At 62.2% G+C, this 14,505-nt stretch carries 11 protein-coding genes and 1 pseudogene; 8 read left to right on the plus strand and 4 right to left on the minus strand.

The window, feature by feature from the left end; translation table 11 throughout:
• The first annotated feature begins 44 nt into the window (after positions 1-44).
• From recQ to AWU82_RS00055, 3 genes are all read left to right on the plus strand, one after another.
• Positions 45-2,174 (plus strand): DNA helicase RecQ, encoded by a 2,130-nt coding sequence (recQ, locus tag AWU82_RS00045; RefSeq protein WP_064383240.1) that lies wholly within the window; start codon positions 45-47, stop codon positions 2,172-2,174.
• A gap of 134 nt (positions 2,175-2,308) precedes the next feature.
• Positions 2,309-2,743 (plus strand): MarR family transcriptional regulator, encoded by a 435-nt coding sequence (locus AWU82_RS00050; RefSeq protein WP_039765478.1) that lies wholly within the window; start codon positions 2,309-2,311, stop codon positions 2,741-2,743.
• A 127-nt stretch (positions 2,744-2,870) separates the two neighbouring features.
• Entirely contained in the window at positions 2,871-4,652 is a 1,782-nt protein-coding gene (locus AWU82_RS00055; protein ID WP_064383243.1) for a motility hub landmark protein FimV, read from the plus strand.
• Positions 4,653-4,658: 6 nt separating this feature from the next.
• On the opposite strand, the gene AWU82_RS00060 is transcribed toward AWU82_RS00055, so the two are convergent.
• On the minus strand, positions 4,659-6,848 hold the full coding sequence (locus AWU82_RS00060; protein WP_064383245.1) for a patatin-like phospholipase family protein: 2,190 nt from the start codon (positions 6,846-6,848) through the stop codon (positions 4,659-4,661).
• A 71-nt stretch (positions 6,849-6,919) separates the two neighbouring features.
• Here AWU82_RS00060 and AWU82_RS00065 point away from each other — a divergent pair, with 71 nt between their 5' ends.
• Entirely contained in the window at positions 6,920-7,207 is a 288-nt protein-coding gene (locus AWU82_RS00065) for an Rdx family protein (RefSeq protein ID WP_011332993.1), read from the plus strand.
• On the opposite strand, the gene AWU82_RS00070 is transcribed toward AWU82_RS00065, so the two are convergent.
• Together AWU82_RS00070 and AWU82_RS00075 are read right to left on the minus strand one after the other, a co-directional pair.
• Positions 7,201-8,094 (minus strand): DMT family transporter, encoded by an 894-nt coding sequence (locus AWU82_RS00070; RefSeq protein WP_064383247.1) that lies wholly within the window; start codon positions 8,092-8,094, stop codon positions 7,201-7,203. The genes AWU82_RS00065 and AWU82_RS00070 overlap by 7 nt on opposite strands.
• A gap of 72 nt (positions 8,095-8,166) precedes the next feature.
• Entirely contained in the window at positions 8,167-8,931 is a 765-nt protein-coding gene (locus AWU82_RS00075) for an AraC family transcriptional regulator (RefSeq protein ID WP_064383249.1), read from the minus strand.
• Between the two features lie 133 nt (positions 8,932-9,064).
• On the opposite strand from AWU82_RS00075, the gene AWU82_RS00080 reads away from it, so the two are divergent.
• The 3 genes and pseudogenes from AWU82_RS00080 to AWU82_RS00090 all read left to right on the plus strand — a co-directional run bounded on the left by AWU82_RS00080 (position 9,065) and on the right by AWU82_RS00090 (position 11,867).
• A complete protein-coding gene (locus AWU82_RS00080) occupies positions 9,065-9,880 on the plus strand; it encodes a UDP-2,3-diacylglucosamine diphosphatase (RefSeq protein WP_007958385.1) in 816 nt (271 codons plus the stop codon).
• A 267-nt stretch (positions 9,881-10,147) separates the two neighbouring features.
• A pseudogene (locus tag AWU82_RS00085) lies at positions 10,148-10,666 on the plus strand (transposase); the annotation flags it as partial.
• 55 nt (positions 10,667-10,721) lie between these two features.
• Complete coding sequence (locus tag AWU82_RS00090; protein ID WP_064379350.1) at positions 10,722-11,867, plus strand: MFS transporter; 1,146 nt, start codon at positions 10,722-10,724, stop codon at positions 11,865-11,867.
• Between the two features lie 21 nt (positions 11,868-11,888).
• Here the strand turns inward: AWU82_RS00090 and AWU82_RS00095 are convergent, their stop codons facing one another.
• Positions 11,889-13,424 (minus strand): phospholipase D family protein, encoded by a 1,536-nt coding sequence (locus AWU82_RS00095; protein ID WP_139831553.1) that lies wholly within the window; start codon positions 13,422-13,424, stop codon positions 11,889-11,891.
• A 392-nt stretch (positions 13,425-13,816) separates the two neighbouring features.
• Between AWU82_RS00095 and AWU82_RS00100 the strand changes: the two genes are divergently transcribed.
• On the plus strand, positions 13,817-14,467 hold the full coding sequence (locus AWU82_RS00100) for a DUF1120 domain-containing protein (RefSeq protein WP_064379354.1): 651 nt from the start codon (positions 13,817-13,819) through the stop codon (positions 14,465-14,467).
• Positions 14,468-14,505: the final 38 nt, after the last annotated feature.

A 14,505-nucleotide genomic window follows, 5' to 3' on the forward strand; every position in this document is an offset into this window, starting at 1 on the left:
AACCAGCCTGTGCAGGGATGTTTCGGTGGATTTTTGGAGTTTTTATGCTCGAACAGGCTCAACGCGTCCTCAAGGACATCTTCGGCTACGACAGTTTCCGTGGCCGGCAGGGTGCAATCATTGAGCGCGTGGCCAGTGGCGGCGATGCCCTTGTCCTGATGCCGACCGGCGGCGGCAAGTCCCTGTGCTTCCAGGTGCCGGCGCTGCTGCGCGACGGCCTGGCGGTGGTGGTTTCGCCGCTGATCGCTTTGATGGACGATCAGGTCGCCACCCTCGAAGAGCTGGGTGTGGCCGCCGCCGCGTTGAACTCCACCCTGAGCGCCGAACAACAGCGCGACCTCGCCAACCGGATCAAGCGCGGCGAAGTGAAGATGCTGTATCTGGCGCCGGAGCGGCTGGTTCAGCCGCGCATGCTGTCGTTCCTGCAAGGCCTGAACATCGCCCTGTTCGCCATCGACGAAGCGCACTGCGTGTCGCAATGGGGCCATGACTTCCGGCCGGAATACCTGCAACTGGGGCAGTTGGCGGAAATGTTCCCCGACGTGCCGCGCATCGCCCTGACCGCCACCGCCGACAAACGCACCCGCGAAGAAATCGTCACCCGCCTGCATTTGCAGAACGCCGAGCGTTTCCTGTCGAGCTTCGACCGGCCGAACATCTTCTACCGCATCGTGCCCAAGGAGCAGCCGCGCAAGCAATTGCTGGCGTTCCTCGCCGAACGGCGCAGCGACGCCGGCATCGTCTACTGCCTGTCGCGCAAGAAGGTGGAAGAGGTGGCCGCGTTTCTCACCGAACAGGGCTTCCCGGCGCTGCCTTACCACGCCGGTCTGCCCAACGATCTGCGTGCCTATCACCAGAAGCGCTTCCTCAATGAGGAAGGGCTGATCATGGTCGCCACCGTGGCGTTCGGCATGGGCATCGACAAACCCAACGTGCGCTTCGTCGCTCACCTCGATCTGCCGAAATCCCTGGAAGCCTATTACCAGGAAACCGGACGCGGCGGCCGTGACGGTCTGCCGGCGGACGCGTGGATGGCCTACGGCCTGCAAGACGTGGTGATGCTCAAGCAGATGCTGCAGAACTCCGAGGGCGACGAGCGCCACAAGCGGCTGGAGCAGCACAAGCTCGACGCCATGCTCTCGCTCTGCGAAGAAACCCGCTGCCGTCGTCAGGCGCTGCTGGCGTACTTCGACGAAGACATGCCCGAGCCGTGCGGCCACTGCGACAACTGCACCGACGGCGTGCAGACCTGGGACGCCACCGAGCCTGCGCGTCAGGCGCTGTCGGCGATCTATCGCACCGGCCAGCGTTACGGCGTCGGCCATCTGGTGGACGTGCTGCTGGGCAAGGACAACGAAAAGGTTCGCAGCTTCGGCCATCAGCACCTGTCGGTGTTCGGCGTCGGCAAGGCGCTGAGCGAGAGCGAATGGCGCTCGCTGTTCCGTCAACTGGTTGCTCGCGGCCTGGCCGATGTCGATCACGAAGGCTACGGCGGGCTGCGCCTGAGCGACACTTGCCGGCCGCTGCTCAAAGGCGAAGTAAGCCTGGAGCTGCGCCGCGACCTCAAGCCGCAAGTCATCGCCAAGAGCGGCAGCAAGAGCCAGGCCAGTCAACTGGTGCGTGGCGAAGAACGCGAACAGTGGGAAGCCTTGCGCGCCCTGCGGCGCAAACTGGCGGAAGAACACGGTGTGCCGCCATACGTCATCTTCCCCGACTCGACCCTGCTGGAAATGCTCCGCAGCCAGCCGACCTCGCTGGCGGACATGGCCCGGGTCAGCGGCGTCGGTGCGCGCAAGCTGGAGCGTTACGGCGAGGCCTTCCTCGAAGTGCTCGGCGGCGAGGCCGAGGCGCCGAAAGTGGTGGCCGACGTGCGCCACGAACTGATCACCCTGGCTCGCGCCGGCATGACGCCGTTGCAGATCTCCGGTCAGTTGCAGTGCTCGGAAAAGAACGTCTACACCATGCTCGCCGAAGCCATCGGCAAGCAGCAGCTGTCGCTGGAACAGGCGCTGGATTTGCCGGAAGACCTGATGGGCGAAGTCCAGGATGCGTTCCTTGACGGCGAAGGCGAGTTGCCGTCGGTCGCAGAAGTGGCCGAGCTGTTTGCCGGTCGCGTACCGGAAGGAGTGCTGTATTGCGTGCGGGCTGCGCTGCAATCGGAGTTTGAAATGTGAGAGGGCGTTTGTGCCAACCGCTATACCGATGTAACGATTCAGTACAGGACGCCCCTTGCCTATAGCCAAATGTCATGCTTAGCTGACTAATAATTAGTTTTTCTCTATTTCTTCAGTCTAATCATGAGTGTTTTATGCCGTTAACCGATCAACACCGCTTTGGCATGCAATTGGCCCAGATGTCCCGTGGCTGGCGTGCCGAACTGGATCGCCGGCTGGCCGGTCTGGGGCTGTCCCAGGCGCGCTGGCTGGTACTGCTGCATCTGGCGCGCTTCGAAGAAGCGCCGACGCAACGGGAGCTGGCGCAAAGCGTCGGCGTCGAAGGGCCGACCCTGGCCCGTCTGCTCGACAGCCTGGAAAGCCAGGGGCTGGTGCAACGCCAGTCTGTAATGGAAGACCGCCGGGCGAAAAAAATCGTGCTGTGTGCACCGGCCCTGCCGCTGATCGAACAGATCGAAACCATCGCCACCCAACTGCGCAAGGAATTGTTCGAAGGCGTCGACGAGGCGGATCTGAAGGTCTGCATGCGGGTTCACGGTCACATTCTGGCCAACCTGGAAAAGTCTTGAGGCATAACCGCGTGCCGTTTTTTTGAGGGATCGCGCTGGGCAGACTATAAGAACTACTGGGCAATATCGTGTTCGTACCGGATGTGCGAACGCATAGAAGTCGGTTTTGCTTATTCAAGGGATGCTCATGCTCGGAAGTCGGCACGTGGTACTGCGTTGCGCCAACTCGCTGCTGGTGGCCGGTGTTCTCACCTGGTCCACCGCGTCATTGGCGCTGGGGCTCGGTGACATCACCGTGCATTCAGCCCTCAATCAGCCGCTCAAGGCTGACATCGCCCTGGTGGATGTCGGGGGCGTCAGCGAAAGCGAACTGGCGGTCCGTCTGGCCTCGGCGGACGAGTTTGGCCGCGCCGGCGTCGAGCGCGTGTTCTTTCTCAACAACCTCAAGTTCACCCCGATCCTGCGTGGCAATCGCAACATGATCCGGGTGACTTCGACCAAACCGGTCAACGAACCCTTTCTGAATTTCCTGGTGCAGCTCGATCAGCCCAATGGCCATCTGCTGCGCGAATACACCGTGCTGATCGACCCGCCGGGCTCACCGGGAATAGTCCCCGCCACCGACGAGCCAACGGCGCGTGCGCAATCGTCGGAATTCCCGACCCCCGAGGCTCCTTCCGCAACCACGCCGGCCAAACCTGCTGCGCCTGTGCAGCCACCGGCTCCGGTCGCCGACGCGCAGGCTGAACAACTGGCGGCGAGCCTTGTGCAGAACCAGCAACTGCAAAAAACCATCGATGAGTTGAACGTGAAGCTTCAGGCCCAGGAAGTGCTGATCGCTGACGGCAAGAAACAGCTCGGCGATTTACAGGCCCGCCTGATTGAAGTGCAACAGGCGCGGCCGGCACCTGTCGCCCCCGTGGCACCTGCGCCTGCGCCGGTCATTGCCCCGGTCGAGTCTCAGGAGGATTCACTCAACTGGCCGCTGCTTGGCGGACTGCTGCTGGTACTGGGATTGCTGGTGGCAGGGCTTTATGTGCGCCGGCAACGCCAGCAGGCGCAAGGGACTGCTGCGCCGTTGCCGTTCCTGCCGGTACGAAACGAACCCCCGGTCGATGACGCCGAACCGATGCAGCCGACTGCCGTTCACAGTGCTGTCGAACATCGCGAAGAACACGCCAACGGCGATGTGCTGGAAGCGGTCGGCATCTATCTGGCCTACGGACGCTTGGGGGAGGCCGCCGGCCTGTTGCACGATGCGTTGCAGAGGGAGCCGGAACGTATCGACCTCGGCGTGCAATTGCTTGAAGTGCTGGGGCGCCAGGGCGACACGCCGGCCTATGACGAGCAGGAAAGTCGATTGCGCCAGCTCGGGGTCGAGGATCAGCGCTTGCAGGAGATTCGCGCCCGCTACCCGAAACTGGCCAGCGCCGTACCTTTGGGGGCGGCGGCCCCGGTGATTGCCGCGCTGCCGATCGAACCTGCGACGCCTGTGGAGCCGGTGGCCGAAGACAATTTCGAGCTGAACCTGGATCAGCTCTCGATGGCCTCCAGTTGGGATCTTGAGGAAACTCGCCCGCCCGCTGCCACACCTGAACAGGCTCCATCGGCGCTGGGTTCCGATCTGCAGGTATTGCCACAGGATTTCGAATTGCCGGAAACCCTGCCCGACGATGCTGAAACCGCCGAACTGGAATGGATCGCCGAGCCGGAAGCGCAGCCGCTGGACGAGGACTTTCTCAACGAATTTGGCGATCCCGGCACGTCGCTCTCGCTGGAGCCACTGGAGCTGCAGGCGCCGGAAGCCGAACCCTCGGACGCCGCCAACGCCGGCAAACTCGAACAGGCCCAGACCTGTATCGATGACGGCGATATCGACAGCGCCATTGCCTTGCTCAACGAACTGCTCAAGGAAGCCGACGAACCCCTCAGGCAAACAGCGCGCACGCTGTTGGCGGGGATTCGCTGAGCGCTGTCAGAAGGTCTGCCCGAGGTTCAGGTACACCGCCTGTTCATCCGCATCGTTCAGGCCATAGCTGAAGTTCAGCGGCCCAAGCGGCGTATCGAAGCCGATGAACACGCTGGCGGCGTTGATGTAGCCGCTGTCGAACTCGTTGTCGTTGTTCCAGGCCCGGCCACGTTCCAGCGAGGCGCCGGCGTACAACGGGAAGTCCAGCGGCAGGTAGGCGCGTGGTGTGAGGCGGCGGTAATACACCGCCCGCATCAGACTGACGTTCTGCCCGGAGATGGCGTCCTCGCGGAAACCGGATAATTGCCGGGCGCCGCCAAGCAGGAAACTGGAGGTCACCACATTGGCATCATCCAGTGTGCGGCCGTAACGACCGCCGAGAATCAGCGTGTCAGGTCCACTGCTCATGGCCTTGTCCAGTTTGAACTCCCACTGCCGGTAGCGCGTGTCGGAACCCAGGCTCGGTTCGAACTGAACCAGGGTCAGGCCGATGTCTTCGCCCTCGTGGGGGAAGTAGACGTTGTCCAGCGAGTCGAAGGAATACTTCAACGCGTAGAACCCTTCGTTGAAACTTTCGCTCGGCAGATCCTGGTCGCCGATCCGCACATCCGCCTTGCCCCAAGCCTCGCCGACCCCGAAGCGCACTTCACCGCTGTTGCCGATCTGCCGACCAACATTGAGGCCGAAGCCGTAGCGCTCGACGCGATACTGGGCAATCGGATCGTTGTCCAGCACCGAGTCGACGTTCTGTGCGGCAAACGACGCATAAGGCGCCAAAAAGTAGCGAGAGCCCACGTCCAGCGGCTGATAGAACTCGCTGTACAACTCTTGTTTATCGCCGATCTGCGCCCGGGTCAGCCATTCCGCGCCGAGCCGGTTGATGCCGTTCACGCGGTAACTGGCACCGAGGTTGAAGGCGCTGTCGCCGCGCATGTCATCCGACAGGTTGAGGCCGACTCGCAGGTAATCCGTACCGGTGCGTTTACCCCGCGCGCTGATCACCAGCGTGTGATCCGATCCCTTGTGCACCACGCGGTATTGCACCTGCTCGAAGTAATCGAGGCCGTACAGGGTGCCCATGTCGGTTTGCAGGCGACCCAGGTCCAGCGGTTCACCGATGTGCTGGCGGATGTAATAGCGGATCACGTCATCGCCGACTTTCGAGTCGTTCTCGACCTTGATCGCGGTGATGATCGGTGTGCGCTGGCCTGGCGCGCGGGCGGCGTTGAGCTCGGCGTCCTGCGATTGCGCGGGTTTGAGGCGGGCGAGGCGCACGTCCAGAGCCTGGGTCGCGCGGTAGCCGGCGTCGATCATCTCCTGGCCGCGACCGAAGTCGGTGGCGCCGAAACTCGCCAGCGGCGGCTGGATCAGCACGTCATCGGGATGCAGGGTCGCCAGTTGCTCTTCGGAGTTGCGACGAGTCATCAGGGTGATCGACTGGTTCAGCACATCGACCACGGTCACCAGTTGCTTGCGGTTGCGCAGCGGGGTGCCGATGTCGACCACGATGGCCACGTCGACGCCCATTTCACGGGCTACGTCGAGAGGGATGTTGTCGGTCATGCCGCCATCCACCAGCAATCGGCCGTCGAGTTCGACCGGGGCGAACACCGCCGGGATCGACATGCTGGCGCGGATCACCTGCGGCAGGTGGCCCTTGCGGAACACCACTTTTTCGCCGTTGGCGATATCGGTGGTCACGGCGCGGAACGGGATCGGCAGCTTGTCGAAGTCCCGGGTGTCGCTGGTGTGGGCCAGCAGGCTTTCCAGCAGCAGCGCGAGGTTCTGGCCCTGAATCACGCCCAATGGCAGGCCAAGGCTGCCGTCATCGCGAAAGCTCAGCTTCTGTTTCACCAGAAAGTCGCGGTCGTCCTGCTTGCGCCGGAACGGCACGTCTTCACGGGGCGGGGCGTCGGACAGCGCCTGCTGCCAGTCGATGGTCAGGGCGAGCTTTTCCAGCTCGTCGATCTTGTAGCCCGAGGCATACAGCCCGCCGACCACCGCGCCCATGCTGGTGCCGGCAATCGCATCGATCTTGATGCCTTGCTCTTCCAGAGCCTTGAGCACACCGATGTGCGCCAGTCCACGGGCCGCGCCGCCGGACAGCACCAGGCCGACTTTCGGGCGTGTGGCCTCACTGGCATGAACGAACAGCGGTAGGAAACCAAGCAACAGGCAGATCAGCAGACGACGCATCGTGAGTCTCGGGGCGAGCGGTAAAGCCGGCTATTATAGCGGCGCCCTCTGGCTCAGGAGTTTCAGCGATCATGACCGTCACAAAACCGGAAATCGTCATCACTTATTGCACGCAATGCCAGTGGCTGTTGCGCGCCGCGTGGCTGGCGCAAGAGCTGCTCAGCACCTTCGGCGACGATCTTGGCAAAGTGTCACTGGTGCCGGGAACCGGCGGGATATTCCACATCACCTGCAACGATGTGCAGATCTGGGAACGCAAGGCCGACGGCGGTTTCCCGGAGGCCAAGGTGCTCAAGCAGCGGGTGCGCGACCAGATTGACCCTGACCGCGACCTCGGCCACAACGACCGTACTCAGTGAGAGGCGGCTTCGGCCGCGACGGTTTTCTTGTCGCTGCTGCCTGACATCCGGCTCGACACCACGATGGCAACGATGATCAGCGCGCCGCCGATCAGCATGCGCAGGGTCGGATCTTCATCGAACAGCAGCCACGCCACGGTAATCCCGTACACCGGCTCCATGGCGAACACCACTGCGGCGGTGCGCGCCTTGATCACCGCCAGGCTGGCGACGAACAGACTGTGGGCAACACCGGTGCAGAACACCCCGAGCAAACCGATCCACAACCAGTCGATGGCACGCACCTCGCTCAGCTGCGGCGCCGCCACCGGCAGCAGACACAACGCCACCACCACGTTCTGACACAGCGCCGCCTGCACCGCCGGGATGCGCCCGGAGCTGGCGCGGTTGGTCAGGGACAACAGGGAAAACAGCAGGCCGGACAGGATCGCCCAGAGCAGGCCGGTGGTCGCGCCGCTGGCCAGATCGAAGGCGGGGGTCACCAGCACCAGTCCGACACTGACCAGCGCCACGAGGACGATTTCATTGATGCGGATGCGTTCGCGGAAGATCAGCCCTTCGAGGATCACCGTGAAGGCCGGGAAACTGGCGAAACCCAGGGTCGCAATCGCGACGCCCGCGACCTTGACCGCAATGAAGAAACTCACCCAGTGCCCGGCCAGCAGCACGCCGCTCAGGGCCAGTCGTCGCCAGTCGACGGCCTGCAATCTCTGCCAGCCGCCCTGCTGGGCAAAACGGGCGAAAAACGCCAGGGCCAGCACGGCAAACGCGGCGCGTCCGAACACGATGACGGCGGGCGTTGCGGCCGCGAGTTTGCCGAAAACGCCGGTCAGGCCGAACATCAGTGCGCCGATATGCAGGGCGCCGAGGGCGGTACGGGGAGTCATTGCAGTCCTTTTTCCAAACACCATTACAGGCACACATTGAAGCGTGTCTCGACGCAAAAGTCTGTCGGCAGGCTATCGACTTTTGTCGTCAGCCTCGCGTCGCAATTGTGTAGGAGAGGTACCGAATTCACGCAGGACGGCGGCCGAGAACGCACTTTGCGAGTTGTAGCCGACACGGCTGGCCACTTCGCCGATGGGCAGCGTGGTGTTGCGCAACAGCGTGACGGCTTTGTGCAGCCGGCGGCTGCGAATATAGTCCATCGGTGTCTGCCCGCATTCGGTGACGAACCGCGCATGCAACCGGGCGCTGGACAATCCGGCGACGCGCGCCAGATCCGCCACTTGCAGCGGATAGGCCGCGTACTGCTCGATGTGCGCATCGAGTGCCGCGTAGGGCAGGCGGCGCGCGACGATCTCGGCGGGCGGCGCATGGTTCAGGCTCGCCAACAGCAGCACCGCGCCCTGTTGCGCAATCAACGGGTCATCCACCGGACTGTTCGCCAGCCAATTGACCAGTTGACCTTGACCGGCATCCAGAGACAAACGGGCGGCGTTGTCCAGTAGACGACGGCTGGCATCGGCGTGATTGCCCAGCGAGCGTGCCAGCCATTGTTCGTCGGGCACATCCAGCACCAGACAGCGGCTGCCCTTGGGACTGCCGCACGCGTGATGCGCGCCGGCGGGAATCACCACGAAGCTCTGCTGCAAAACCTGACTGCCATGCCCTTCGACTTCGAAATCCAGCGCGCCCGATAGGCCGAACACCAGTTGCGCGTGGTCGTGGCTGTGGGCGATCAGGTCATGGCTGTAATGGCGCAGGGTCAGGATCGGGTGCATGGTGGTCTCCGGGCGAGCCGCCAGTCTACACCGGCGCAGGGGGCGACGCCTTTGTCACACGACTGACGCACAGCTGTCATGGTCGATTAACCGGGCGCGCGCAGAGTGGCGAAAACATCGCAGAGGGTTGCCCATGACCAGCGCCGAGCTCGCCAGACCCAGCCGTAAACAAAGGGTTCGCACCTTGTGGATTTCCGACGTGCACTTGGGCACGCGGGATTGCCAGGCCGAGCATCTGTCGCAATTTCTCAAGGGCTATCACGCCGACAAGATCTACCTGGTCGGCGACATCATCGACGGCTGGAAACTGCGCGGTGGCATGTACTGGCCGCAGGCGCACACCAACGTGATCCGCCGTTTGCTGACCATGAGCAAGCGCGGCACCGAGGTGATCTATGTCACCGGCAACCACGACGAATTCCTGCGCCGCTATTCGAAACTGATTCTGGGCAATATCCAGCTGGTCGACGAGGCGGTACACGTCACCGCCGATGGCCGGCATCTGCTGGTGATTCACGGCGACCAGTTCGACGTGATCACCCGTTACCACCGCTGGCTGGCGTTCCTCGGAGATTCGGCCTACGAGTTCACCCTGACCCTCAACCGCTGGCTCAATCACTGGCGGGCGAAATACGGCTACGGCTACTGGTCGCTGTCGGCCTATCTCAAGCACAAGGTGAAGACTGCGGTCAGTTTCATCAGCGATTTCGAAGAAGCCATCGCCCACGAATGCGTGAAGCGCGAGTTGCACGGGGTGGTCTGCGGGCACATTCACCACGCCGAGATCCGTAAGGTCGGCGAGGTGGATTACCTCAACTGTGGCGATTGGGTCGAGTCATGCACGGCGCTGATCGAACACTGGGACGGCACGATCGAGCTGTATCGCCTGGCGGATGCGCAGGCGCGGGAAGCGGAATTGAAAGCGGCGAAGGTTGCCGAGCTGGCTTAGAAAAGATGTGTGTCGGTTTTGCTGGCCTCATCGCGGGCAAGCCCGCTTGTATGTTTAGACTTGAAGGGGTGGGCGGGACTAAAAGCTCGATTCCGACTCTAGCCAGTACGGACCGTGGGAGACTTCTCGTCCCGCCCTTTCTACCTAAAGCGCCGATAAGGAATTCATCGGTAAAACCGACGATAGAGGCAAGCCAGCGCTACGGTAGACCCCGACAAGCTCTTAAACCCTAGCTCCGAGGATTCGTCATGACAATCCTTACCTCGCTGGTCAAACGAACCTCTCCTTGAAGATCTTTTGGCCCATGGGTTGGAGCATTTCAAACAGCTTGATCAGGCCATTCAGGAATTACTCCGCAAAGTCAGCCAAGAGGCCGGCATTAGCGAAAACATCAGACGCTGCAAAGCGATTGAAGGGATTGGTGAACTCACGGCAACGGGCTTGGCAACTACGTATATGCGAGGTGAGTTCGCCAGCGCCGATGCGTTCATCGCCTTTCTGGGAATGGATTTGAAGGCAAAGGACTCAGGCAAGAAACACAGTCCTCGCCACTTGAGCAAAAAAGGTGACGGAGAATTACGGCGTCTTGCACACAATGCAGCTATGGCAGCTTGTCGGTCCCCTGTTTGGAAACCGTTCTATGAATCCTATCTGGCAAGAGGTCTAGCCAGAACTCAGGCTTTGGTCATCCTCGCCCGTAAGCTTTGCCGGGTGGCATTCGCCCTCATGAAAAATCAGAGCGAATACCAACCCAATTTAAGGTTGCAGGGTTCCCCTGCAACATAGAATCTCCCACAGTGTTTTGTGGTGCACATAAAAATTATCCACAGGAGCGTGGAACATGCGTTGGGCGACGTATTTCGCCGTGTTGGCGTCTGTCTTGAGTGTCGGCCTGGCCCTTGGTGTCAGCATGCCGCTGGTGTCATTGCGCCTGGAGGGTTGGGGTTACGGCTCGTTCGCCATTGGCGTGATGGCGGCAATGCCGGCCATTGGCGTGTTGCTGGGGGCGAAGATTTCCAGTCATCTGGCCGCGCGTTTCGGTACGGCGAACCTGATGCGCCTGTGCCTGTGGGCCGGGGCGCTGTCCATCGGCCTGCTGGCGCTGCTGCCGAGTTACCCGATCTGGCTGGTATTGCGGCTGATGATCGGCGTGGTTCTGACCATCGTGTTCATCCTCGGCGAGAGCTGGATCAATCAACTGGTGGTCGAGCACTGGCGCGGACGACTGGTGGCACTGTATGGCAGCAGTTATGCGTTGAGCCAACTGTCTGGTCCATTACTGCTGGGTGCGCTTGGCACCGATCACGATTACGGCTTCTGGGTGGGTGTCGGTCTGCTGATCGCTTCGCCGTTTCTGCTGTTGGGCCGCAGTGGCGCGCCGAGCAGTGAGGCCAGCAGCGTGACCTTCGGGGATCTGTGGGGCTTCGCTCGCGAGCTGCCGGCCATCGCCTGGGCGGTGTCGCTGTTCGCCGCGTTCGAAGCAATGATCCTGACCCTGTTGCCGGTGTATTGCCTGCAACAGGGGTTCACTGCGGAGATTGCGCTGGCGATGGTCAGCACCGTGGTGGTGGGCGATGCGCTGCTGCAATTGCCCATCGGTGCGCTGGCCGATTATCTGTCACGGCGAACCCTGTTTACCGGTTGCGCCGTGGTATTGATGTTGTCGAGTCTGGCGATTCCGATGCTGCTCGACACCTTGCTGATCTGGCCGCTGTGGGTGCTGTTCGGCGCCAGTGCGGGTGGCCTGTTCACCCTGTCGCTGATTTTGATTGGCGAGCGCTACCGCGACGATGCGCTGGTGCGCGCCAACGCGCATGTCGCGCAGCTGTGGGGCGTCGGTTGTCTGATCGGGCCGTTGATGGCGGGGGCGGGCAGTCAGTGGATCAGCGGGCATGCGTTGCCGTGGCTGATGGCGGCCGGGGCGTTCGGGCTGGTGATACTGCTGTCGCGGCAAGGGGCGTTCGGCAAGGTGCCGGAGCCCGCTTGATAAGCCGGCCGGAGCGGGTTGCTACAGCATCCGCTCCAGTCCCACCGTAGTGCTGAACCACGCATTAAAGCGCCGCCACCAACTGCCGGGCTCCTTGGTCAATGTGTGCATCTGGCCGTTGTCTTCGGTAACCCAGACGACTTTTCCATCCTGCAATTTCGCCTCGTAACTCAACGCCGGTGCCATGCCCTGCAAGGCCAGCTCCCGAACATGGGCAGCCAGTTCCGGGCTGTCCACCAGCACCCCGACTTCGGTGTTCCACAGCACCGAGCGCGGGTCGAAATTGAACGAGCCGATGAACGATTTCTTCCCGTCGAAGATCATCGCCTTGCTGTGCAGGCTCGAATCCGAGCCGCGATAGGACTTGCTGTAAAACAGGTGCGGGCCGCTGCCGTAATTATCCCCAGGCTGGCGCCGCAGTTCGTAGAGCTTCACGCCATGCTCCAGCAGCGCCTTGCGATACGGCGCATAACCGCCGTGCACCGCCGGCACGTCGGTGGCTTCCAGCGAGTTGGTCAGCAGGCTTACCGACACGCCCGCATCGGCGCGGCCGGTCAGGTAGACCAGCCCCGGCTGTCCCGGCACGAAGTAGGCAGAAATCATCATCAGTTCTTTGTTGACGCCAGTGAGCTCCGGCGCCAGTTGGGTCGTCAGCAGCAGTTGCGGATCGGGTTCGCCCTTGGCCAGCACCTTGCTCGGCGCGTCCCACAGTGCCTGGTTCCAGGCCCAGATCAGCTCCTTGCGCCAGATGTCCATGCGCGGGTTGGTGCGGTAGGTCATCAACTGCTGATACAGCGCGTGATTCTGTTTGCGGGTTTCCTCCAGGGATTCTTCCAGGCGCGTGCGGGTGTTCTGCAGGTCTTTGGCCGTGGGTTTGCTGGAGAGGAACTCGTCGATCGGCTTGCTCAGGGCGCTGTTCCAGTACTGGTCGAAACTGTGTCCGAGCTGCTCGGCGACCGGCCCGACACTGAGCATGTCGATATCGGTGAAGTTCAGGTTGGGCTCGGCATCGAAGTACTCGTCACCCAGATTGCGTCCGCCGACGATGGCCGCGCTGTTGTCCGCCAGCCACAACTTGTTGTGCATCCGCCGGTGTTGCAGCGACAGATTGAACAGCCGCCCGGCCGCCCGGGTCACGCCGGTGCTGCGCCCCAGGTGCAGCGGATTGAACAGGCGGATCTGGATCTGCGGATGTGCCGCCAGGGTGGCGATGATCAGATCGAGGCCGTCACTGGTGGTGTCGTCCAGCAGGATCCGCACCCGCACGCCACGATCGGCCGCCTTCAGCACTTCTTCCACCAGCATTCGCGTGCTGATGCCGTCATGGACGATGTAGTACTGCAAGTCGAGGCTGCGTTGAGCGTTGCGAATCAGCTCGGCGCGGGCGGTGAAGGCTTCGGTGCTGTTGGACAGCAGGCGAAAGCCGGACTGGCCCTTGTAGGGCGCCGCCTGGGCCAGGATCGAACGGCCGAACGCGGAGTCGGACGCCGGCAGTGCCTGGCTCGGGTCACGCGGAACATCAAGCGAAGCGCACCCGGTGAGCAGCAGGGCGGACATCAGTGCAGGCGGCAGGAAGTGTCTGGAGCTCAAGTCGGGTCGTTCCGGGTGTGGGCGAGGTCAGGAGTATGGCACGGCGCACGCCGCCCGTTATCGGCTTAACCGTCAGGCCTTCCGATCTCTGACAGAGCGGCTGCCTGGTTCATGGCTGTGGGCTTTCAGGCGCACTGAAACTCGGGCCCTGTAGACATGGCGGTTCAAAGCATCCGGCCACGGCAGCGTAGGACCCCGCCACCAGGCTCAAAGTGCCTATTAAACCAGTCGTGATTTCGCTGTTTAAGCGTTCCCGTTTCCTACAGATTTATCTCTCATAAGCCGCAATCATCAGCCCGCTTACTTACATACCAGGTTTGTAGGGATTGAACTGTCAATCAAATGGAAGATTACGGCTTATGAAAAAGACATACCGTCTTGCAGTACTGGCGGCGGCGCTGCTGCCAACAATGGCAATGGCAGAAAGCGTTGACCTGAATGTCATCGGCACCATTATTCCGACCTCCTGCATTCCGGCCTTTGCCGGTGGCGGCACGGTGGATCTGCGCAAGATTTCGGCGGCGACGTTGAATACGACCACACAGACCCTGTTGGGCGGTCGCGATGTGTCCCTGCACATCAATTGCGACGCACCGGCCCCCGTGGAAGTGTCGGTGCGTGACAACCGGGCCGGCACCAAGTTGCCCGGCATCAGTGATGGTGCCGGTCAGAGTGATCCGGCACTGTTTTTCGGGCTGGGTGAAATCAACGGTACGCCTATTGGTGGTTTCGCCTTGCGCCATGGCATTCCGGAGACCGACGGCAATGCCCAGACGCTGCTGACCCGGACGCTGGCGGCCCCGGCATGGCGTGTGCCGACCAGCACGCTGGTCAGCAATGCGCCGCAACTGTACTCGTGGGGCGCCAGCGCTGCGACCGGTCCGGTTGCGGCTCGTCATCACGGTTTCCCGATGCAGCTGCTGCCGATCATCGGCCCAAGCAACGCCCTGCCGATTGCCAACGAAATCCCGCTGGACGGCTCCGTGACGTTCGACATGTTCTACCTCTGATGACAGCGTCCCGGTGTCTCTCAGGCACCGGGACCGGC

It is taken from the genome of Pseudomonas glycinae, assembly GCF_001594225.2.
GTDB classification, from domain to species: domain Bacteria; phylum Pseudomonadota; class Gammaproteobacteria; order Pseudomonadales; family Pseudomonadaceae; genus Aquipseudomonas; species Aquipseudomonas glycinae.